The following is a 21,252-nucleotide window of genomic DNA, read 5'->3' as shown; positions in this document are numbered from 1 at the left end:
CCTAGCCTGCTTGGATCTGTGTCACTGGCCCCGGACCCATCATCGGGCCCTGGACGGCGGGAGCGCCGGGAACGAACTCGAGCACCTGTTCGCCTTCAGTCAGTCCGGACACCACCTCAACCACAGACCCGTCGTTCAAGCCGAGCTCTACCTTCCGCTGTTCAGGAGCTCCTCCGGCGGCACTGGACGTCCAGACGATGCCGTCCTTCACACTGCCCTTCACCGACGTCAAGGGAACAGTGACGACGTCGGTCGCCACTCCTGCGCTGACGGTCATGGTGGCACCGAGGCCGGCGAAGACTTCCTGGTCGGCGGGAACAGCGCAGCTCAGTGTGCCGGTGGGAGTGCTGTCCTCCTGCGACTGGCCGCTGGAACCTGGTCCAGCGATCGCCGCGCCGACCCCCATTCCGGCACCCCCGCCAGAGCCGGACAAACCGCCCGAGCCTGTGCCGCCGTCGTCGGACGCGTTGTTCTTGAGCGACACTTCGGTGCACTGGAAGGGCGCCGGACCACCCACCAAAGCGATCTCCGCCGGACCCGGCTTGCCCAGCAGGCGGTATTGCTGGGCTGCGGTCACGGAACCCGAGACGACGTACGTGCCCGGGTCCACCTTGCCGACCGTTTCGCCGACGGTGACTTGCTGGTCGATCAGCGTTGTCAAGGATTGCAGCGTGCCGCCGCTTGGCGCGAGGACGTCGAAGTAGTCGTACACGGGCTTTGGCGGCGTACCATCCTTGGACACCTGCGGATTTGTCACTGCTCGTTCCGCTTTGACCTGGAAGAGCGGCGTGCCTTTCTCCACCGTTGAGCCCTGTTCAGCAAAGACTTTGACCACTTTGCCTGCAGCGGTGCTGCGGACGGGATCGGCGGCGTTGCTTTGAACGGTGCCCTTGACCTGAACGGTGTTGGTGACGGTGGCCCGCGTGGCCGGGACCATCGGAATGTCCACTTCGGCCAACGGAGCCGGCTGCGAAGCTGTGGACTTGAGTCCATCAATGAAGGCGATCTTGACCAAAGCCACGGCGATAATTGCGAAAACCAACAACCAGGCAACCGGCAAAATGACGCGCCGAAAAACACCCATCCCTGCTCCATTTCGGTAACTCCCCACAGAACCTCTGCGAGGGATGATTGCTCCAGCCTAGGCGAAGCCACAGACACCCCCGGTCATTCGAAAGGATGAACAGGCTGCTTACCGTGTCGCCGGGTTTGATCGGTCGCGGGACCCGTGCAAGACTGGTCAGGTACACGCCCCAGTGACTATTCGGCAGAAATGCCGGACTCCTGGGGCAATTCTATTTAACCACCGAGAGGGGCCATGGACGTAGGCGCAATTGGATGCTTGAGCAGCTGATCAGCGCCCCTCGGTTCCAGACATACCTACGACACTATCGCGGCAACCACCATCTGGCAGCACGGCTTTATGCATGGAACATTGAGGTGTCGTCCGCCTTTTGGGGTCCCCTTAGCGTCTTGGAAGTTGCTCTCAGAAATGCAATGCACAACGCATTGTCGAAGGGCCGTCCGGAAACGTGGTGGGACCTCCCGAGCACCCATCTCATGGATAGCCACCGGGCGATTCTGGACGAGACCATCGCGAAACTCGCGCGCAAGATTGTGACGCCAAGTCCAGGTCAAATAGTTGCAGCCCTGCCGTTTGGCTTCTGGACCCGTTTCCTCGACAAAGGGATCCCCCGGCATCCATTTCTCAGCTACGAAACGGCATTCTGGCAACCGAGGCTGATGAAAGCCTTTCCGGAAGCCGTTGCACTCAAACGCAAGGTGCTTTTTGCCGACCTAACCCAAATCCGCGAGATGCGCAATCGCATCGCCCACCACGAGCCGATATTCAAAATGCCGTTGGAAACAATTCGTACAGATATCTCACGTATCGCTGGCTACATTCACGTCGACGCCACAGCGATCATGGACGGATGTAGTCGCGTCGCGGCTGTCCTTGAACGTAAACAAGATGCAATCATGCACGGGCGCAACAGCTTCTGAGAGGATTGCTGGCATGACTCTCCCTATCGCCAAGCCGTGGCTCTTCTCCCAGACCAACCAGGATCCGCGGGTTGCCACTGGTAAGCGGCTTCGGTGGGGTGTGGTGTCCACCGGGAACATCGCCAACAGTGTGTCGCAGGACCTGTCCTTGCTTGAGGACGCGGAGTTGTACGCAGTGAGTTCGCGGACCCAGGCAGCTGCGGACGCTTTCGCGCGGAACCTGGGGTTCGCCAAGGGCTACGGGGACGACGACGGCGTGCCCGGCTACCAGCGCTTGTTCGACGATCCCGGGGTGAATGTGGTCTATGTAGCCACTCCCCATGCCCAGCACTTCCAGATCGCCTCGGCCGCGATGCGTGCGGGCAAGCACGTCCTGTGCGAAAAGGCCCTCACCATCAATGCCCGCGAGGCCACCGAACTTGTCCGCCTGGCGCGGGAGCACAACGTCTTCTTCATGGAAGCAGTGTGGAGCCGGTTCCTGCCGAGCATGCAGCGGGCGTTCTCCATCGCTGCGTCGGGGCAAATCGGACAGATCCAATGGGTCAGCGCGGACCTCGGATTCCCTGCGCCCTACGATCCCGCGGCCCGGATCTGGGCATTGAACGATGGCGGCGGAGCACTCCTGGACATCACGGTGTACCCGCTGCTTTGGGCGCTCGGAACGCTGGGCTTCCCGCAATCGGTGACAGCTATCGGCTCGCTTAACGAGGACGGCGTGGACACCCAGAACGCCCTGACCCTCGGTTATGACTCCGGAGCGCAGGCCCAGCTCACGTCGTCCTTGATGGCCCACGGGCCCCGGACAGCAACGGTTGCCGGAGGCCTGGGTTACATTCAAACCGTGGGCTCGGTGAACAACCCGCGCGAACTCGTGATCCGGGTGGGCTGGGATGAGCCGCGTCACGAACGCTTCGACGTCGTGGGAATCGGCTACACGTACGAACTCCGCGAAGTGACGCGCTGCATCCAGCAGGGCCTGACCGAGAGCTCCACCATGCCGCTGGAGGACTCCATCAACGTGATGCGTTTGTTTGACGGCGTGCGTTCCCAGTTGGGAATCCGGTACCCTAACGACGCGCGCTAAGGCGCAGGCGACCGGCGCGCACCCGGTGAGTGCCGCCGTCGTGATTTAACCCAGGCGCGTTAACGCTTGGCCGGTTGCCGCGCCAGCTTGCGGTCCAGGGACAAGGCTCCCGGTCCCAGGAAGATGAACGACACCGAGATCGCAAAGTAGACGATCAGCAGCTCAGCCGTCACTCCGGAGGCATCCGTGAGCAACGGCTTTCCTGCTTCGGTCACGAACCAGATCGACGCGAACAGGATCGCCGCCAAAAAACCAGCCACGCGGGTGAGGGCACCGAGGACCAGCAGCGCGCCCAGACCCAGTTCGCCGGCGATGACCAACCAGGCGATGACGTCCGGCTTCTGGACGCCCATGGCAGCCACGGAGGCGGCAAAGGCGGCGTGGCCGGCCATGAATTTCTGGAAGCCATGCACCATGAGCAGCGCGCCGAACACCACGCGAAGGATGGTGACGCCGCGGGAGGAGGACTTGGGAGACGGGTGAAGGAATTTCACGCGTTCCAATCTTCCATGGCCACGGCCGCTCACCAAACTAGCTGAGCAGCGCCGGGATGTCCTTCACGCCGTCCAGGATGTGGTGGTGCGGGTGCGCGGCGAGTGCCTCACGGTCCAGTTTGCCCGTGAGGACACCCACCGCCACGACGCCGGCATTGTTGGCTGCGGCGAGGTCGTTGACCGTGTCACCCGCGGCGATGACGGACCGGACATCCTGCACTCCGGTGCGTTCCATGGCGCGGTGGATCATGTGCGGTGCGGGCCGACCGGCGGCTACTTCGTCAGAGCATACGACGGCGTCAAGCACCTTGCCGGGGTCGCCCGCCTCGGTGCCCGGAGCAGCAACGCTCCAGCCAAGGCCGGCCAGGAGTGGCTCGGCGACATCGCGGGAGAAGCCTGTGGTGAGTGCTACTTTGACGCCCTGTCCGCGCAGCGTGCGGAACGCCTCTTCCACGCCTTCCAAGGCGACCGGCGGGTTGGCAGCGTAGAACTCCACCAAGAGTTCCTTGAACCGGGTAAAGGCAGCCGCCACCGTCTCGGGAGTGGCGACTCCTCCGCCGGCCTGGATCAGGGCGGTAATGGCTTCCACTTTGTCTGCGCCCATCCACTCCTGGACGGCTTCGGGCGTGGTGGACACGCCGGTTTCCTCGACGCAACGGGCCAGCGCAACGTAAACGTCGCCGTGTTCGTCGATGGTTGTGCCGGCCATATCGCAGGCAACAAGCTCGATCATGGGTTAACTCCTTGGGTGGATTGCGGGTCGGTGTGGATGCGGACCAGGGCGGCCCTGCGTTCCACGGTGTTGTCGATGGTGAAATTGGTGAGCGACGGGAGGTAGCGGTCCTCGGAGTACTCCAGGGGCTGGCCGTCGGCGGAGCGGGTGATACGGCGTTCGCGCAGCAACGGAATGCCTTCTGGCTGCTCCAGCAGTTCAGCGTCCTCGTCGTTCGCAGCAACGGCGTCAATCGTGTGGCGGGCACTATGCAGGTCCACGCCCTGTTCCTTGAGGAACGCGAAGATGGAGCCGGAATCAGTATCGAAGTCGAACAGTTTGCGGCCAACCTCCAGGACGAACGTGGTGCGCTCGATCATGGCAGGGACCTGGTCCAAGTAGCGGACGCGCAGGACCTCCACCACGGTGGTTCCCGGGACCAGGTTCAAGGCCTCGGCGGCTTCCGGGCTGGCCTCGCGACGGGCCACTTCGAGGGTCCGCTGGCCAGGTGTCTTACCGATGCCGGTCGCCCATTCCGTGAAGGAATTGAACGTGGAGAACGACTGCGACGGTACCGACGAACGGACCATCGGCGGCCTTCCCCGCCCGCCCGTCACTGCACCTTCCGAACGAAGGAACGCGAGCGCCTGGCGGATTGGCCCGCGGGACGTTCCGAACTCACGGCACAGTTCCGCCTCGCTGGGCAGCTGGAATCCGGGAGGCCAGTCACCATCCGCGATCCGGCGCATGAATTCTTCGCTGAGCCTGACGTGGAGGGGGGCGTTTTGTTGTGCGGTCACCAGTTGATCATACAAGTCGCTCTCGGCAAGATCGCCGTTTTACCAGCTCTGGAGATGAATTCACGGTGAACTCGGGTGAACAGATCTTAAATTCAGATTAACTTGTATATACAAGTGGCATTCTGGCTTGATTTACCCCTCAGCGGACGGCCAGAGTCGTTGGTGTGAACAACCCAAGCTCCTCCCCCACCATCCCCAGCCAACCCACCGATGTCCTCGTAGTAGGCGCGGGAATCGTTGGTCTGGCACACGCAGCGCACGCGGTGGCCAACGGCCTGACCGTGACCATCATCGAGCGTGACCACCACGCCGCCGGCGCCTCCGTCCGGAACTTCGGCCACTGCTGCATCACCGCCCAGTCCGGCGAGCTGTACCAACTCGCCCAGACTTCGCGGAAGTATTGGCTCGAGTTCGCTGAGCGTGCCGGCTTCTGGGCCGTCGAATCCGGCGCGGTGGTGCTGGCCCACACCGAGGCCGAGTTGGCGGTGCTCCGCGAACTCTCGTCTGCGCGGGAACCGGGACAGGTGGAGCTTCTCTCTCCCCAGGAGACCCGGGCCCGCTTGGGTGCCGGACGTGACGCCGAGGAAGAAACGCACGACGGCGGCACCCACCAAGGTGCATGGCCGGGCCTCGTGGGCGGCGCCTTCCTCCGGGACGATCTCCGCGTCGACCCCCGCACCACAGTCGCACGGTTGGCCGACTGGCTAAGCCGGCAGCCCGGCGTCGAACTTCACTGGAACACTTCCGCGCTTGCCTTCAACCCGCAAGCCGACGCAACCACGGTGCACACCTCGCGCGGTGGGTTCACGGCCAAGCAGGTTTTTGTGTGCGTCGGGCACGATGTCGATTACCTGTTCCCTGACCTCGCCGCCGAGCACAGGATCCAGCGCTGCGCCCTTCAGATGTCCCTTGCCGCCAAGCCGTCCGGATTGGAAGTGACACCGGCAGTCCTGACGGCCACCTCAATGCTGCGTTACCCCGCATTCACGGAGATGCCGGCCGCAGCAGCGCTCCGCGACGAGGTGCAGGCGGCACAACCTGAACTGCTGGAGATCGGAGCAAACGTCATGTTCACGCAACGCCCCGACGGCTCAGTGATCCTGGGCGATTCGCACCACTACTACCTCACCGCCGACCCCTTCCTGGACGAATCGGTGACTGCTGCCCTCAACAAAGACATCGAGGCGAGGATCGGCCTGCCGCTGGACATCGTCCAGCGCTGGCAGGGCGTCTACGCGTCCTCTGATGTCGCCCCCATTTTGGTCAGGGACATCCAGCCCGGCGTCACGGTGGTGTCCGTGACCTCGGGTGTGGGCATGACCCTGTCCTTCGGGCTCGCCCACCGCAACGTTTCCCGCTTGACCTGAACCCCTCCCCCTCGCATCCAAGGAATCCCATGAAAACCACCCTCTTCACCGGCTCCGCCCTGGCCCTTGCCGCTGCCCTTGCACTGACCGCGTGTGGCGGATCGGCCCAGTCAGCTTCATCGCAGTCAACATCCGCCACGTGCCCCAACGGCGAGATCAAGTTCGGCATCGAGCCGTACGAGGATCCCGCGAAGCTCAAGCCTGCCTACGATGTGCTGGCCAACGCCCTGTCCGAGAAACTTGACTGCCCTGTCTCCGTCCAAGTGGTGGAGGACTACGCCGCCGAGGTCCTGGCCATGCGCAACGGCAAGCTGGACCTGGGGCAGTTCGGTCCGCTCGGCTATGTTTTCGCAGACTCCAAGGCCGGCGCCGAACCCGTGGTGTCGTTCGGCACGGCGGAGAAGGCCCTCAGCACGTACACGGCGGGAATCTGGGTCCCGAAGGACAGCCCCATCCAGGCAATCGGCGATCTCAAGGGCAAGTCCCTGGCACTGGGCAGCGTGGGCTCCACTTCGGGTGACGTGCTCCCCCGCTATGGCCTGCGCGAGGCAGGCATCGCGGACGCAGACCTCAAGATGGACTACACCGGCGGGCACCCCGAAGCCCTCCTGGCCCTGACCAACGGCAAGGTGGACGCAGCCGAGATCAACTCACAGACGCTTGCTACGGCCATCGCCGCCGGGACGTTCAAGAATGACGACTTCCGCCAGGTTTGGACCTCCGAGGCCATCCCGAACGATCCCATCACGGTCCGCGGAGACGCAGATCCTGCGTTCAAGAAGGCCGTCAAGGAAGCCTTCCTCTCACTCTCGCCGGAGGATGTAGCCAAGGTGGGCGAGTTCCTGGACGTCACCCCTCCTGGCCCGCTGCTCGAGGTCAGCAAGGACAACTACACCCCGCTGTTCGAGCTCGCCAAGACCATGAACCTCACCGAGAAGGATCTCTAGTGGCACCGCTCTTATCCGTTCAGGGGTTGCGCAAGTCCTTCAACGGCCGCACGGTACTAAACGGGGTGGACTTCTCCGTCTCTGCCGGTGAACTCGTCGCCTTCCTCGGTGCCAATGGTTCCGGCAAGTCCACCACCTTGCGCTGCGTCATGGGCATCACCGAACCGGACTCGGGAACCATCAGCATTGCCGGTTCAGCGTTGGACGGCCTGCAGGGCCGCGAACTGCAACAGGCGCGGCAACGGATGGCCATGATCTTCCAGAAGATCCACCTGGTCCCCCGCCGCACGGCGCTGGACAACGTCTGCGCCGGAGCGCTCTCCCGCATCCCGACCATCCGCTCCCTCACCCCGGCGCTGTTCCCGGCCGAGGTCCAGCAGGAAGCCCTCGACTGCCTGGACCGCGTAGGACTCGCTGACCGCGCCTTCGACCGCGTCGGCCGTCTCTCTGGCGGCCAGCAGCAGCGCGTGGCCGTAGCCCGGGCACTTTGCCAGCGCGCCGACGTCGTACTCGCCGACGAGCCCGTATCCGCACTTGACCCGCACGCCGCCGAGCAGGTGATGGCGTTGCTCCGTGAACTCGCGCACTCGGAGGGCCTCGCTGTGGCGGCGGTCCTGCACCAGCCGGACCTGGCACTGCGTTACGCAGACCGTTCCATCGGGTTGCTGCAGGGGTCCATGACGTTCGATCTTCCATCCTCCGAGGTAACTGCCAAGCACCTCGACACGCTCTACGCCCCGGACAGGGACACCGCAGACAGGACTGTTGCCGCATGACTCCGCAGACCTTGAAACCCGCCGTCCTGCGACGGGACACGCCAAGCAAAACCCGCGTGGCACTGGTCCGCCCGAAGAAGCCGCTGCGATGGATCACGACGGCGGTAGCGGTTGCCGCCGTCGTCGGACTCCACGCTGTGGCCTTCGAAGGGACCGACTTCAAACCCCAACTCCTGGTGGACGGCTGGAAGGGCATGGCTGCGTTCGTTGCCGATGCGTTCCCGCCGGACCTCAGCTGGGAGAAGACCCTCAAGCCCGGCCTGGAAGCGACGCTCGTGACCCTCTGGATCGGTTTGCTGGGCACCACGTTGTCTGTACCGTTTGCCTTGCTCCTGGCAGCGCTTGCCGCGGAGAACACCAGTCCGCACCGGCTGGTGTACCAAGCTGCGCGAGCTGTGTTGTCCTTCTTCCGTGCCGTGCCGGACATCGTGTTCGCCCTGATCTTCGTGACTGCAGTGGGGCTTGGTCCGTTCGCTGGCGTGCTCGCGTTGATCTGCCACAACACGGGCGTCATGGGCAAGCTCTGGGCCGAGTCGATGGAGGAGATCGACGCCGGGCCACAGGAAGCCCTCCGCACCGCCGGGGCCAACCGCGTCCAGCAGGTTGCCAATGCCACCTTGCCCATGGTGGTCCCCCAGTTCGTGGGCCTGCTGCTCTACCGGTTCGACGTCAACGTGCGGTCCTCCCTGGTCCTTGGCCTGGTGGGCGCTGGCGGCATCGGCTTGCTGATCAACCAGTCCATCAAGTCCTTCCAGTTCGACTCGATGCTCACGCACATCCTGATCGTGCTGGTGCTGATCATCGTGGTGGACCAGTTCTCCGCATGGGTCCGCCGCCGCCTGGCTGCCTAACCCACCTGCCCGCCCCCAACTGGGTCGCAGTTGGGGGCGTTTTGACGGCTCAAAACGCCCCCAACTGCGACCCAGTTGGGTGAGTGGGGGCAGAATGGGAGGTGGCCCGGACATGCGGGCCGCGGACTTTGTGGATGGAGCGGGTATGCAGGTTGACGTGGTGGTTGTTGGCGGCGGAGCGATGGGATCGGCGGCCGCGTGGCAACTGTCCCGCAGCGGCAAATCCGTGGTGCTCCTGGAACGGTTCGAGGCCGGACACCACATTGGCGCTTCCCACGGCGCAACCCGCAACTTCAACACCGCCTACGCCGAGGCCGACTACCTGGACCTCCTGGATGAATCCAAAATCCTGTGGGACGAGCTCGCCGCCGAACACGGCGCTCCCCTGCTGGACCTGGTGGGGCTGGCGAACCACGGCAACACGCCCAAGCTGGAAGGTATCCGCGCCGCCCATGAGGAACGCGGTGTGGAGAGCTACTTCATTTCCGCTTCAGAAGCCTCCGACCGCTGGCAAGGCATGAACTTCGCCACCGATGTGCTCTTCGTCCCGGGATCCGGTCGGATCCGGGCCGCGGACGCGCTGGTCGCGCTCCGCACCTCGGCGGAGTCCCGCGGGGCCATCTTCAAATACTCGACGCCGGTCCGCGACATCCGCGTCGACGGCGCCGAGTCAGTGGTGGTGGTGACGGAGGAAACCGAGTACGCGGCCAAGCGCGTAGTAGTCACCGCAGGTGCCTGGACCACGAAGGTCCTGGACGGGCTCGCCAAGCTCCCAGCCTTGGTGGTCACGCAGGAGCAACCGGCCCACTTCACCCCGACAGACAACACGCTGGTGTGGCCCAGCTTCAACCACAACCCGGACCCCGACCCAAACAACGAAATCTACGAGTACTGGTTCAGCCCCGTCTACGGCATGCTCACCCCGGGCGAAGGCGTCAAGGCTGGTTGGCATGGCGTCGGGCCGGTCATGGACCCGGACGAGCGCACCTTCCAGCCCATCCCCCAGCAGCTCGAAGCCCTGGTGAGGTACGCAGAAGAGTGGCTTCCCGGCGTCGACCCTTCCACCGCGGTTCCCATCAGCTGCACCTACACCACCACGCCCAACGAGGACTTCGTCCTGGACAGTTTCGGACCTCTGGTGGTGGGTGCCGGTTTCTCGGGCCACGGTTTCAAGTTCACGCCGGCTATTGGCCGGGTGCTGAAGGACATCGTCGACGGCGGCACCGCGCCTGCACGGTTCGCGGCGGACCGTTAAACGCAACTGACTCGCAGTTGTTGTCCTGAGCTCAAAACAACAACAACTGCGAGTCAGTTGGAATTTACTTCAGGGTCGCGAGGACCTTGTTGAACGTAGCCGACGGGCGCATGATCTCAGCGGCCTTGGCGGCGTCCGGACGGTAGTAACCGCCCAGCTCGACGGCGGGACCCTGCACTGCGGCTAGCTCACCAACGATTGCCTCTTCGTTGGAGGTCAGTGCATCGGCGATCGAAGCGAAGGCAGAAGCCAGCTCTGCGTCGGAGGTCTGCTTGGCCAGTTCCTGGGCCCAGTACATGGCCAGGTAGAAGTGGCTTCCACGGTTGTCCAGCTCGCCAACGCTGCGGCGCGGGGACTTGTTCTCGAGGAGGAACGTACCCGTGGCGCGGTCCAGCGTGTCCGCCAGGACCTGGGCGCGGGCGTTGCCCGTGGTGGTGGCAAGGTGCTCGAAGCTGACGGCCAGGGCGAGGAACTCACCCAGGCTGTCCCAGCGCAGGTGGTTTTCCTTGACCAACTGCTGGACGTGCTTGGGAGCGGATCCACCGGCGCCGGTCTCGAACAGGCCGCCACCGTTGATCAGCGGAACGATCGAAAGCATCTTGGCGCTGGTGCCAAGCTCGAGGATGGGGAACAGGTCCGTCAGGTAGTCGCGGAGCACGTTGCCCGTGACGGAGATGGTGTCCTGGCCCTTGCGGATGCGCTCCAGGGTGAAGGCCGTGGCCTCGACCGGGGAGAGGATTTCGATCTGCAGGCCCTCGGTGTCGTGGTCCTTCAGGTACTCGTTGACCTTGGCGATCAGGTTGGCGTCGTGGGCGCGTCCCTTGTCCAGCCAGAAAACAGCCGGCGTCTGGGAGGCACGGGCACGGGTAACTGCCAGCTTGACCCAGTCGCGGATGGGGACATCCTTGGTCTGGCATGCGCGCCAGATGTCACCGGGGGAAACCTGGTGTTCGATCAGGACGGTTCCTGCGCGGTTCACGAGCTGGACCGTACCGGCAGCTTCGATCTCGAACGTCTTGTCGTGGCTGCCGTATTCTTCGGCTGCCTGTGCCATGAGGCCAACGTTCGGGACGGTGCCCATGGTGGTGGGATCGAAGGCACCGTTGGCACGGCAATCGTCGATGACAACCTGGTACACACCGGCGTAGGAGCTGTCCGGGAGGACTGCCAGCGTGTCGGCTTCCTTACCGTCCGGGCCCCACATGTGGCCGGAGGTGCGGATCATGGCGGGCATGGAGGCGTCCACGATGATGTCCGAGGGAACGTGCAGGCTGGTGATGCCCTTGTCCGAGTCGACCATGGCCAGTGCGGGACCGTCTTCGAGGCCCTTGGTGATAGCTGCCTTGACGCCTTCGCGGACGTCCTCCGGCAGGTCTTCCAGGCCGTTGAGGATGGCGGCGAGGCCGTTGTTCGGGCTGATGCCGGCTGCGGCGAGCTGCTTGCCGTAGGTGTCGAAGAGCTCGGAGAAGTAGGCCTTGACCACGTGGCCGAAGATGATGGGGTCCGAGACCTTCATCATGGTGGCCTTCAGGTGTGCGGAGAAGAGGATGCCCTCTTCCTTGGCGCGGGCAACCTGTGCTGCGAGGAACTCATCCAGGGCAGCTGCGCGCAGGACGGTGCCGTCCACCACTTCACCGGCAAGCACGGGGAAGTCCTTCTTGAGGACCTTCACCGTGCCGTCTTCGCGGACCAGCTGGATGCTCAGGGCGTCATCGGCTTCGATAACCACGGACTTCTCGTTGGAGCGGAAGTCGTTCTGGCCCATGGTGGCGACGTTGGTCTTGGAGTCCGCGGTCCAGGCACCCATGGAGTGCGGGTTCTGGCGGGCGTAGTTCTTCACGGACAGGGGTGCGCGGCGGTCGGAGTTGCCTTCACGCAGCACCGGGTTCACAGCGGAGCCCTTGATCTTGTCATAGCGCGAGCGGATGTCCGTCTCGGTGTCCGAGGAGGGGTTGTCCGGGTAGTCCGGGAGGGCGTAGCCCTGGGCCTGGAGCTCGGCGATGGCGGCCTTGAGCTGCGGAACGGAGGCGCTGATGTTGGGCAGCTTGATGATGTTGGCTTCCGGCTGCTTTGCCAGTTCGCCGAGTTCAGCCAGGGCGTTGCCCGTGCGCTGGTCTTCAGTCAGGAAATCGCCGAACACGGCGATGATGCGGCCGGCCAGCGAAATGTCGCGGGTTTCGACCTCCACACCTGCGGTCGAGGCGTACGCTTCCACAACCGGCAGGAACGAGTAGGTTGCCAGCATCGGCGCTTCGTCTGTGTGGGTATAGATAATCTTGGCCATTGGCGGGGTTCTCCCTGAAAGTCTGCAGATTTCAACATCTCTAACTTACCCGAGCACGCCGATTTGGGGGCTCTTCGTGTCCGGGATCACGCCTTGCGTTACCGCTTTCACAGCCGCTTCGCACACGCCTCCCGGGCGCCCAAAAGCCCGACGGCGGCCTGACCGCCGGAGGTGCCGCACCGCCGTCGTACTCCTCTCCCGGGACCCATCAAGAAACTGACAGCAAAATATCACAAACTCTGAAACATCTCTTTACAAACTTGTCACACGCCGGGTAGCTTCGATTCCGTCAGTCGGCGGTCGCCATCACTGGCCGCCTCACTCCCTCGATTAGGTAGGAACAACGTGACAAAAACCAAGACCCTGGCCACAAGCCTGCTGAGTCTGTCCACTGCCGCGATCCTTGCGCTGCTTGGCACCACCAGCGCCAATGCGGCCCCCGTCAAGGACATCGACTCCAGCGGCGCTGCGGTCAGCAGCCATCTGACGCAGGACGCCGGCGCCGCAGATTACTGGACCCCGGAACGCATGAAGAGCGCCAAGAACGGCGATGTCCTCGCCACCAAGGCACTGCAGCGCACCGGTTTGCTCAACCTCGGCAAAGCCCCGGTCACCGAAGCCCCGGGCGCCGTCACCAGCATCGAAGGCCAGCAGGCCTCCACCGACTCCAAGGCCATCAACCTCAAGGTCAACCAGAGCGAATCGCCGGTCAAGCACATCGGCAAGATCTTCTTCACGCTCGGCGGCTCCAACTACGTCTGCTCCGGCAACTCCGTCACCGCCGCCAACAAGAGCACGGTGTCCACCGCAGGGCACTGCGTCAACGAAGGCCCGGGCGCGTACGCCACCAACTTCGTGTTTGTCCCGGCCTACCTCAACGGCTCCGCACCTTACGGGAAGTGGACGGCAAAGGCGCTGTACTCCCCCACCCAGTGGGCCTCCAGCGGCAACATGCAGTACGACACCGCGTTCGCCGTGGTCAACACCCTCAACGGCCAGAAGCTCGCGGATGTTGTTGGCTCCTCAGGCGTCCAGTTCAACGCCGCCCGCGGCCTGAGCTACAAGTCCTTCGGCTACCCGGCAGCCTCTCCCTTCAACGGCGAATCACTGAAGAGCTGCTCCGGCACCGCCACCAACGATCCCTATAACCCGCAGTTCAACACCCAGGGCATCCCCTGCAACATGACCGGCGGCTCCTCGGGTGGTCCGTGGTTCATCGGCAACAGCTCCAACGGTTACCAGAACTCGGTCAACTCCTACGGCTACGGCAGCAACTCCACCACCATGTACGGCCCGTACTGGGGCTCCGTCATCCAGTCCACCTACAACACCGCGGCGGCTTCGTAACGGCTCTTTTGTAGCAAGTCCCTGTTAATTACGACGGCGGCCGTCCCCTTTGAGGGGCGGCCGCCGTTGCGGTGTGGTTCTACGCGCCTTGGGCGCGGCGTTCTTAGTGGAAGAAGTGGCGTGCACCCGTGAAGTACATGGTGATGCCTGCGGCGTTGGCTGCGGCAATGACTTCCTCGTCGCGGACCGAGCCACCCGGCTGGACCACGGCGCGGACACCGGCGTCGATCAGGATCTGCAGGCCGTCAGCGAACGGGAAGAACGCGTCCGATGCTGCCACGGCACCGCGGGCCCGCTCCGGTGCGTTGGCGCCGCTGGCGTTGGACGCACCGCCAGCACCTTCGACGTCGGACTCCACCTGGACGCCCAGCGTGTTGGCGCGCTCGACGGCCAGCTTGCAGGAGTCGAGTCGGTTGACCTGGCCCATGCCGATGCCAACTGCGGCACCGTTATCGGCGAGGAGGATGGCGTTGGACTTGGCTGCGCGGCAGGCGGTCCAGGCGAAGGCGAGGTCCGCCAGGGTCTTCTGGTCGGCGGCTTCACCGGCGGCGAGGGTCCAGTTGGCGGGGTTGTCGCCGTCGGCGTCCACCTTGTCGCTCATCTGGACCAGGACACCACCGGACACCTGGCGCATCTCGGATGCGTAGCGGCCGTAGCCCTCCGGCAGTGCGAGGAGGCGGATGTTCTTCTTCTTGGACAGGATCTCCACGGCTTCCGGCTCGAAGTCCGGTGCGATGACAACTTCGGTGAAGATGTCGGCCACGGTCCGGGCCATGCCTGCGGTGACCGTGCGGTTCGCAGCGATGACGCCACCGAACGCGGAGACGGGATCGCAGGCGTGGGCCTTGGCGTGGGCGTCGGCGATCGGGTCCGCTGCGTCGGCGGAACCGACTGCAACACCGCAGGGGTTGGCGTGCTTGATGATCGCGACGGCAGGCTCGGCGAAGTCGAAAGCAGCGCGGAGGGCGGCATCGGCGTCGACGAAGTTGTTGTAGCTCATGGCCTTGCCGTGCAGCTGGTCGGCCTGGGCGATGCCTGCCGGAGCAGCCTTGTCCACGTAGAGGGCCGCCTGCTGGTGCGGGTTTTCGCCGTAGCGGAGAACCTCGGAACGCTCCAAGGCCAGGCCGGCGTAGGCGGGCCAGTCGATGACGCCGTCGCCGTCTTCGTCCAGGAACTGGCTGGCAGTCCAGGAGGCAACAGCGTTGTCGTAGCTGGCCGTGTGCGCGAAGGCCTTGGCGGCCAGGCGGCGGCGGGTGTTCAGGTCGAAACCGCCATGTGCTGCGGCGTCAACCACTGCGCCGTAGAAGTTGGGGTCCGTGACGATTGCGACGGCGGCGTGGTTCTTCGCGGCCGAGCGAACCATGGCCGGACCTCCGATGTCGATCTGCTCAACAACGTCGTCCTGCGCTGCGCCGGACTTCACGGTCTCGACGAACGGGTAGAGATTCACCACCACGAGGTCGAAGGTTTCGATCTCCATGCCGGCCAGGGTTTCCATGTGCGCTTCCACGCGGCGGTCGGCAAGGATACCGCCGTGCACGCGCGGGTGCAGGGTCTTGACGCGGCCATCGAGCATTTCCGGGGAGCCGGTAACTTCTTCGACTTCCTTGACCGGGATGCCTGCTGCGGCGATCTTCTTGGCGGTGGAGCCGGTGGAAACAATGGCGACGCCGGCTGCGTGCAGGCCCTTCGCGAGCTCCTCCAGTCCCGTCTTGTCGTAAACCGAGATCAGTGCACGGCGGATGGGAACACGGTCAAGCTGCGTCAAGCTCACAAAAGTCTCCGTCTTAGTTCGCGTAGATATCGCGGGTCGGTGGGGATATGGGCAGTTTATCGTGTTTCGCTGCATGGCTGGTTTTGCGTCCTGCAACATAGGGTTGAGGCATGGATGCCACGGACGTCGTTCTTGTTGCCGATGTTGGGAAGAGCCGTTGCCGCGTGGAGTTGCGGAGTGGTGATGAGTTGCTCGGCGCTGCGGACCAGCACGGCTTCGCGGGCGTCCACATCGACAACGGGCCGACCCTGGCTTTCGATCTCCTTCTCGAGACCACGGCGATGCTGCCACCCGGCCTGCCCGTGAGCACCCTGACGGGCGTCGGGGCAGCAGTCGCCGGCGTTGAAGCCTCAGCCGAAAAGTCCCGCGAACTTGCCGCCATGTTGTCCCAACATTTCAGCGTCCCCGCGGCCGTTCTCTCGGATGCAACGGCCGCCCATCTCGGGGCACTCCAAGGCGCTCCTGGGATCAGCCTGATCGTTGGTACGGGTGCTGTGGCCTTTCGCTTCGACGAGGGCGGAGTCCTGCACCGTGCCGACGGCTGGGGTCCTTATCTTGGCGATCACGGCAGCGGCCGCTGGATCGGCCAGCAGGGTCTTCAAGCAGTTCTGCAGGCGCACGACGGCGGACCCGCCACGTCGCTCTCGGCTGCGGCGGGCGCCCTGGTCGAGTCGCCCGAGCACCTCCCGGGTTGGCTCGCCGAACAAGAGAACCCCTACCGCGCCATGGCCCGTTTCGCGCCGCTGGTTCTGCACGCAGCCGAGGCGGGTGACGCCGTCGCACGTGAGATTGTGGACGACGCCTGCCGCATCCTGACCAGCACCGTCGAACTGGCCGCGTCCGGCGACGCAAGCGGCAAACAGCGGGTGGCCGTACTGGGCGGAGTGGCGGCTTCTGGGTTCTTCGCAGGACTCTTGCAGAAGTCCCTCGCTTCGGCTGGGATTGAGATGGTGGCCCCGCTCGGCGACGGCCTGGACGGTGCCGCTCTCGCTGCGACGCGCCGCGGGCTCCTCCAGGAAAGGTACATCCACCGTGACGGAACAAACTGGCCCGACTGACTCTGACAAACTCGCCGATCTCCGCACGGAACTCGCTGGCCTGCAGACCGAAGCCGCCGCAGAGAACCTCAAGGACCTGGACATCCTGGGTACCGACGAACTCGTGGAGGCCATGCTCTCCCACAGCGCGGGGGTGCACGCCGCCGTCGCAGAGGCGAGTGCGGCGATTGTTCAAACGGTCGACGCCGTTGCGGAGCGGCTGCAGCGCGGCGGTCGCCTTTTGTATGTGGGAGCCGGGACGGCGGGACGGCTGGGTGTGCTCGACGCGAGCGAGTGCCCACCGACGTTCGGCACCCCGCCGGGACTCGTCGTCGGGCTGATCGCCGGCGGCACCCAGGCCATCCAGAAGCCTGTGGAGTATGCCGAGGACAACGCGACCGCGGGCGCGCGGGACCTGCACGATATCAACGTGACGGAAGCGGACGCCGTCGTGGGTATCACCGCGTCCGGGAGGACGCCATACGTGATCGGCGCGCTGGAGGAGGCCCGGAAGAAGGGGGCGTTTACGGCGTCGTTGGCGTGCAACAAGGGCTCGGCCGTGAGTCATTTGGCGAACGTGGCGATCGAGGTGGTGGTGGGTCCGGAGTTCATCGCGGGTTCCACGCGGCTTAATTCGGGGACCGCGCAGAAACTTGTCCTCAACATGATCAGCACGCTCGTCATGGTGAAGCTCGGCAAGACCTACGGGAACCTGATGGTGGACCTTCGCGCCACGAACGAGAAGCTGCTGGCGCGGTCGCAACGGACTGTGCAGCACGCCACGGGTGTGTCCGCTGCCGAGGCGGCTGCGGCGCTTGATTCAGTGGGTGGTTCGGTGAAGGCGGCGATTCTGGTGGTGCTGAGCGGCCTCGATCCGGCGGCTGCCAAGGGCGCGTTGGAGGAAGCCGGTGGATTCCTGCGGAGGGCCATCGAAAGCCAGAAGTAACAGTGTCTGGCCGAGCGCCTAGAGTTGCAGGTAGGAGGCCTTGATGAATACATACACAACCGTGCCCAGCGGCGAACAAGTGGTGCAGGAACTGCCGTGGCGGTGGAAGGTCCAAGGCAAGATCTTCCTGATCGGTGGCCTCGGCTTCATGTTCGACGCGTGGGATGTGACGCTCAACGGCATCCTCATTCCGCTGCTTTCCAAGCACTGGTCCCTCCAGCCCGCCGACGCGGCCTGGATCGGCACCGCGAACCTGATCGGCATGGCCGTGGGTGCCTTCGCGTGGGGCACCATCGCGGATACGATCGGCCGCAAGAAGGCCTTCACCGCGACACTCCTGATCTTCAGCCTCTTCACGGTGCTGGGTGCGTTGGCTCCGGACATCGTGTGGTTCTGCATTTTCCGGTTCATGGCGGGGTTTGGCCTGGGCGGCTGCATTCCCGTGGACTATGCCTTGGTGGGTGAGTTCACGCCCCGGAAGCAACGCGGCAAGGTGCTCACTGCCATGGACGGTTGGTGGCCCGTGGGCGCAGCACTGTGTGGGTTTGTTTCGGCCGGGCTCGTTGCTTTGTACGGTGATTGGCGCCTCACGATGCTCGTCATGGTGATCCCCGCACTCTTGGTGTTCTGGGTGCGCCGTTCGGTTCCGGAGTCCCCGTTGTTCCTGATCCGGAAAGGCCGACGCGTTGAGGCGGCGGCTGTGATTGACGGGTTGGTTGAAGCTACCGGAGCCCCGGCCCGCGCTTACAGCCTGCCCGAACCGCAGGACGCTCCGCGGCTCTCCGCTGGCAGTGCGTGGGGTCAGCTCCGCCGGATCTGGACGTTCAACTGGAAGATCACCACGGCTGCCTGGGCTCTCTTCTTCACTGTGCTTCTGGTGTATTACCTGTCGCTCACGTGGATGCCACGCATTCTCATCGGCGCCGGGTTCGAGGAGTACAAGGCCTTTGTCACCACAGCCGGCATGGCCGCCGTCGGGCTTTTGGGCGTTGTTGTCGCCGCCCTGTTGGTGGAGCGCGTTGGCCGCAAGTGGATCCTGGCCATCACTGGCCCGTTGTCTGCGGTGACGCTGGTGATCGTGGCGTTCGTGGTGGACATTCCCTCGGCCGCCGTGATCTGGCTGCTCGTGTTCGGCTTCGTGGTCCAGGTGGCCATTCCCGTGCTGTATGCGTACGTGTCCGAGCTGTACCCCACCGAGCTCCGGGGCTCGGGGTTTGGCTGGGCTTCGACGTTCTCCCGCATCGGAGCAGGGTTCGGGCCGCTGGTGTTTGCCTCGTTCTTCTGGCCGGAATTCGGGTTGGCAACATCCTTCGCCCTGGCGGGCGGGCTCGTCCTGATCTCCGTGCTGTGGATGGCGTTCTTCGCCCCGGAAACGAAGCAGCGCGTCCTCTCGTAACTGGCTGACCCAACTAGGTCGCAGTTCAGGTCGTTCCCAGCGCTGGGAACGACCTGAACTGCGACTCAGAGGGGTGTCCAGCCGTGTTCTTCGAGCGCGCGCCGCACTTTTCTTACAGCCGTTGCTGCGTCGGTGGACATATGGCGCTTGGAAATCCTCACCAAGGTCCATCCAGCACGGCTGAAGTCTTCTTCCTTCGCGATGTCCCGGGCTATCTGTTCGCGGTCCGAGTGCCCTTCACCCTCGTAGTCGACTGCGACCTGCCACTCGCGGTAACTCAGGTCTGGTTGACGTACGACGCCGGGACCCAGTTCCGTGCGCACGTTGACGCCCGCTGTGGGCAGCCCGGCCCGACCCAGTGCCAGCCTCAATCGCGTTTCCGGCGCGGAGTCGGCGCCGACGCGGGCCTGCTCCAAAGCAAGGCGGGCTTTGCGGATTCCGGGTGTCCCCCAGTGCCGGTCCAGCATGTCCTCAAGGTCGGCCAGAGTGCAGTACGGTTCCGTGCGCCCCTCGAACTCCGGTCGCGGATTGCGGATCAGATGATCGGCCACGACTGTGATCTCGTCGATGTCCATTTTCCGGGCGCAGTCCAACCACGTACGGGCGCGCGTGGTGATGTAAAGGCCGTCCAGTGTGGTGATCTCGTCCTCGAAGAACTGACCCCGGTGGCCCACCACACCTCGTCGACGCGGAATGGCAAACCCCTCTGGCCGGGAGATGTGAATCCCAGGCAAGTTGCTTCCTGGTAGAAACCCCGGAAACTCCCACAGCAGGAAGGCCGTGGCGTGGGACGCAGCGGAGAATGCAGTTACGTGAGTCAGAGGCCGCGCGTCATCGGCGAAGCTCGTTGGGAGCTCCCCGGCAACGGTTCTGATTCCGCGGCTTGGCGCGACCAGGCTCGGGTGACGTAGCCGCCGTCGTGATGCACCGGCGTCGAGGGCTTGCTGCAAAGTAAAGGAGGCTGACGACAGGGATTCTGGCAGGGGGCCGGGATACTTCATGCCCCATGCTGACAAAATCAGCGGGTGCGCGGGCCGTTATCCACAGGCCTGGGCCGCGGAACGCAAACTGAGTAGCACTTCAGGTCGTTCCCAGCGCTGGGAACGACCTGATCCGCGACTTAGTTGGGCGCGGAGGCGAGGTTGGCCAGGGTCTGGACCAGGAGTCGGCGCTCCACTACCTTGATGCGCTCGTGCAGGGTTTCCTCGGTGTCCTCAGGCTCGATCACCACGGCCTCCTGGGCAATGATCGGCCCCGTGTCCACGCCGGCGTCGGCCCAATGGACGGTGCAGCCGGTGACCTTGACGCCGTAAGCCATGGCGTCGCGGACACCGTGGGCGCCGGGGAAGGAGGGCAGCAATGCAGGATGGGTGTTGACGTACTTGCCGCCGAAGGCATCGATGAAGTCGGCGCTGACAATGCGCATGAACCCCGAGGAAACCACCACGTCCGGGCTGTAGGAGAGCACCTTGTCCCGCAGGGCTGCATCCCACTCGGCACGGGTTTCAAAGGAGTTGAAGTTGACCACGAAGGTCTCGATGCCGGCCTCGTCCGAGCGCTCCACACCATAGGTATCCGGGCGGTCGGCGCCAACGGCGGCGATCTCCACATCCAGTTCACCCGACTTCACGGCGTCAATGACAGCCTGCAGATTTGAACCAGTACCGGACACGAGGACAACAATGCGCATTGCACTAGCTTATGGGCGGCTCGCGTAGGCTGGAAAACATGAATCCCGACGTCGATCCCCGGCAGAGTCCCAAGTCCCGCGCCGAGGCGGAAAAGTCCGCATTTGGGCGGACGCAGGTGCTTTTCCGAGCGTTCCTTTTGTCGGCCTTGGGATCGTTCTTCGTCTTCTCCCTGAACGTGAACTACGTGTGGCTCAGCGCCATCCTTACCGTGGCCAGCGTGGTGTTGGGGATTGTGGTCCTTGTCCGGGCAGTTAAGTACAAGCACTCCAAAATCGTGCTGTTCGGAACCATCTCCGGCTTGGTGGTCTCGGCGATCATGTGCCTGCTGATCCTCACCACCTCGCTCTTCTTCAAGCAGGTGAGTACGTACCAGGATTGTGCGCGGTCGGCTTTGACTGAGACGGCAAAGTCGCAGTGCCTCGCGGACCTGGAAAACTCGATGCCCGGGCCGTTGCGCTAGGCATCCCCACCCAAGCGGCCGCCTACA

The 21,252-nt window shown here is 64.2% G+C and carries 20 protein-coding genes; 12 read left to right on the top strand and 8 right to left on the bottom strand.

Annotated features, from left to right (window positions below; all coding sequences use genetic code 11):
* Position 1: 1 nt before the first annotated feature.
* Positions 2-1,084, bottom strand: coding sequence for a hypothetical protein (locus ACIPV6_RS08390; RefSeq protein WP_400270435.1), 1,083 nt, complete (start codon positions 1,082-1,084; stop codon positions 2-4).
* Between the two features lie 254 nt (positions 1,085-1,338).
* Here ACIPV6_RS08390 and ACIPV6_RS08385 point away from each other — a divergent pair, with 254 nt between their 5' ends.
* The gene (locus tag ACIPV6_RS08385; RefSeq protein ID WP_400270434.1) at positions 1,339-2,004 is read left to right on the top strand and encodes a hypothetical protein; all 666 of its coding nucleotides are present in this window, start codon (positions 1,339-1,341) and stop codon (positions 2,002-2,004) included.
* Between the two features lie 13 nt (positions 2,005-2,017).
* A complete protein-coding gene (locus tag ACIPV6_RS08380) occupies positions 2,018-3,088 on the top strand; it encodes a Gfo/Idh/MocA family protein (RefSeq protein WP_400270433.1) in 1,071 nt (356 codons plus the stop codon).
* A 59-nt stretch (positions 3,089-3,147) separates the two neighbouring features.
* Here the strand turns inward: ACIPV6_RS08380 and ACIPV6_RS08375 are convergent, their stop codons facing one another.
* The 3 genes from ACIPV6_RS08375 to ACIPV6_RS08365 are packed head-to-tail and all read right to left on the bottom strand — an operon-like array spanning position 3,148 to position 5,094.
* Complete coding sequence (locus ACIPV6_RS08375; RefSeq protein ID WP_400270432.1) at positions 3,148-3,582, bottom strand: DoxX family protein; 435 nt, start codon at positions 3,580-3,582, stop codon at positions 3,148-3,150.
* A 37-nt stretch (positions 3,583-3,619) separates the two neighbouring features.
* Positions 3,620-4,315 (bottom strand): phosphonatase-like hydrolase, encoded by a 696-nt coding sequence (locus tag ACIPV6_RS08370; RefSeq protein ID WP_400270431.1) that lies wholly within the window; start codon positions 4,313-4,315, stop codon positions 3,620-3,622.
* Positions 4,312-5,094 carry a GntR family transcriptional regulator gene (locus tag ACIPV6_RS08365; RefSeq protein ID WP_400270430.1) on the bottom strand — a complete coding sequence of 261 codons (783 nt, stop codon included), beginning with the start codon at positions 5,092-5,094 and terminating at the stop codon, positions 4,312-4,314. Before ACIPV6_RS08365 ends, ACIPV6_RS08370 begins: the two co-directional genes overlap by 4 nt.
* Positions 5,095-5,258: 164 nt before the next feature.
* On the opposite strand from ACIPV6_RS08365, the gene ACIPV6_RS08360 reads away from it, so the two are divergent.
* The 5 genes from ACIPV6_RS08360 to ACIPV6_RS08340 all read left to right on the top strand — a co-directional run bounded on the left by ACIPV6_RS08360 (position 5,259) and on the right by ACIPV6_RS08340 (position 10,290).
* Positions 5,259-6,461, top strand: a complete 1,203-nt coding sequence (locus ACIPV6_RS08360; RefSeq protein WP_400270429.1) for a TIGR03364 family FAD-dependent oxidoreductase — start codon at positions 5,259-5,261, stop codon at positions 6,459-6,461.
* Between the two features lie 29 nt (positions 6,462-6,490).
* On the top strand, positions 6,491-7,408 hold the full coding sequence (locus tag ACIPV6_RS08355) for a phosphate/phosphite/phosphonate ABC transporter substrate-binding protein (protein ID WP_400270428.1): 918 nt from the start codon (positions 6,491-6,493) through the stop codon (positions 7,406-7,408).
* Positions 7,408-8,184 (top strand): phosphonate ABC transporter ATP-binding protein, encoded by a 777-nt coding sequence (locus ACIPV6_RS08350; RefSeq protein WP_400270427.1) that lies wholly within the window; start codon positions 7,408-7,410, stop codon positions 8,182-8,184. Before ACIPV6_RS08355 ends, ACIPV6_RS08350 begins: the two co-directional genes overlap by 1 nt.
* Positions 8,181-9,035 (top strand): phosphonate ABC transporter, permease protein PhnE, encoded by an 855-nt coding sequence (gene phnE, locus ACIPV6_RS08345; protein ID WP_400270426.1) that lies wholly within the window; start codon positions 8,181-8,183, stop codon positions 9,033-9,035. Before ACIPV6_RS08350 ends, phnE begins: the two co-directional genes overlap by 4 nt.
* A 145-nt stretch (positions 9,036-9,180) precedes the next feature.
* Entirely contained in the window at positions 9,181-10,290 is a 1,110-nt protein-coding gene (locus tag ACIPV6_RS08340) for an FAD-dependent oxidoreductase (protein WP_400270425.1), read from the top strand.
* Between the two features lie 64 nt (positions 10,291-10,354).
* On the opposite strand, the gene ACIPV6_RS08335 is transcribed toward ACIPV6_RS08340, so the two are convergent.
* Positions 10,355-12,574: an NADP-dependent isocitrate dehydrogenase gene (locus ACIPV6_RS08335; protein ID WP_400270424.1), complete on the bottom strand. Its 2,220-nt coding sequence runs from the start codon at positions 12,572-12,574 to the stop codon at positions 10,355-10,357.
* A 345-nt stretch (positions 12,575-12,919) separates the two neighbouring features.
* Between ACIPV6_RS08335 and ACIPV6_RS08330 the strand changes: the two genes are divergently transcribed.
* A complete protein-coding gene (locus ACIPV6_RS08330; RefSeq protein WP_400270423.1) occupies positions 12,920-13,921 on the top strand; it encodes a trypsin-like serine peptidase in 1,002 nt (333 codons plus the stop codon).
* 103 nt (positions 13,922-14,024) lie between these two features.
* Here ACIPV6_RS08330 and purH read toward each other — a convergent pair whose 3' ends face one another.
* Positions 14,025-15,695, bottom strand: coding sequence for a bifunctional phosphoribosylaminoimidazolecarboxamide formyltransferase/IMP cyclohydrolase (gene purH / locus ACIPV6_RS08325; RefSeq protein ID WP_400270422.1), 1,671 nt, complete (start codon positions 15,693-15,695; stop codon positions 14,025-14,027).
* Positions 15,696-15,805: 110 nt separating this feature from the next.
* On the opposite strand from purH, the gene ACIPV6_RS08320 reads away from it, so the two are divergent.
* Genes ACIPV6_RS08320 through ACIPV6_RS08310 form a run of 3 tightly spaced genes read left to right on the top strand, consistent with a single transcriptional unit; the run spans position 15,806 to position 19,074 of the window.
* Positions 15,806-16,753 carry an N-acetylglucosamine kinase gene (locus ACIPV6_RS08320; RefSeq protein ID WP_400270421.1) on the top strand — a complete coding sequence of 316 codons (948 nt, stop codon included), beginning with the start codon at positions 15,806-15,808 and terminating at the stop codon, positions 16,751-16,753.
* Positions 16,728-17,678 (top strand): N-acetylmuramic acid 6-phosphate etherase, encoded by a 951-nt coding sequence (gene murQ / locus ACIPV6_RS08315; protein ID WP_400270420.1) that lies wholly within the window; start codon positions 16,728-16,730, stop codon positions 17,676-17,678. The genes ACIPV6_RS08320 and murQ overlap by 26 nt, the downstream gene beginning before the upstream one ends.
* A 43-nt stretch (positions 17,679-17,721) precedes the next feature.
* Positions 17,722-19,074: an MFS transporter gene (locus tag ACIPV6_RS08310; protein WP_400270419.1), complete on the top strand. Its 1,353-nt coding sequence runs from the start codon at positions 17,722-17,724 to the stop codon at positions 19,072-19,074.
* A gap of 65 nt (positions 19,075-19,139) precedes the next feature.
* On the opposite strand, the gene ACIPV6_RS08305 is transcribed toward ACIPV6_RS08310, so the two are convergent.
* Both ACIPV6_RS08305 and purN read right to left on the bottom strand, forming a co-directional pair.
* A complete protein-coding gene (locus tag ACIPV6_RS08305) occupies positions 19,140-19,808 on the bottom strand; it encodes a hypothetical protein (RefSeq protein ID WP_400270418.1) in 669 nt (222 codons plus the stop codon).
* Between the two features lie 386 nt (positions 19,809-20,194).
* Complete coding sequence (gene purN / locus ACIPV6_RS08300; protein WP_400270417.1) at positions 20,195-20,764, bottom strand: phosphoribosylglycinamide formyltransferase; 570 nt, start codon at positions 20,762-20,764, stop codon at positions 20,195-20,197.
* An 11-nt stretch (positions 20,765-20,775) separates the two neighbouring features.
* Here purN and ACIPV6_RS08295 point away from each other — a divergent pair, with 11 nt between their 5' ends.
* A complete protein-coding gene (locus tag ACIPV6_RS08295; protein WP_400270416.1) occupies positions 20,776-21,225 on the top strand; it encodes a hypothetical protein in 450 nt (149 codons plus the stop codon).
* Positions 21,226-21,252: the final 27 nt, after the last annotated feature.

Origin of the sequence: Paenarthrobacter sp. NPDC089988 (assembly GCF_044748465.1) — a bacterium.
Taxonomy (GTDB): domain Bacteria; phylum Actinomycetota; class Actinomycetes; order Actinomycetales; family Micrococcaceae; genus Arthrobacter.
The sequence above is the reverse complement of the archived record's forward strand: the minus strand, read 5'-3'. Positions and strand labels throughout refer to the sequence as shown.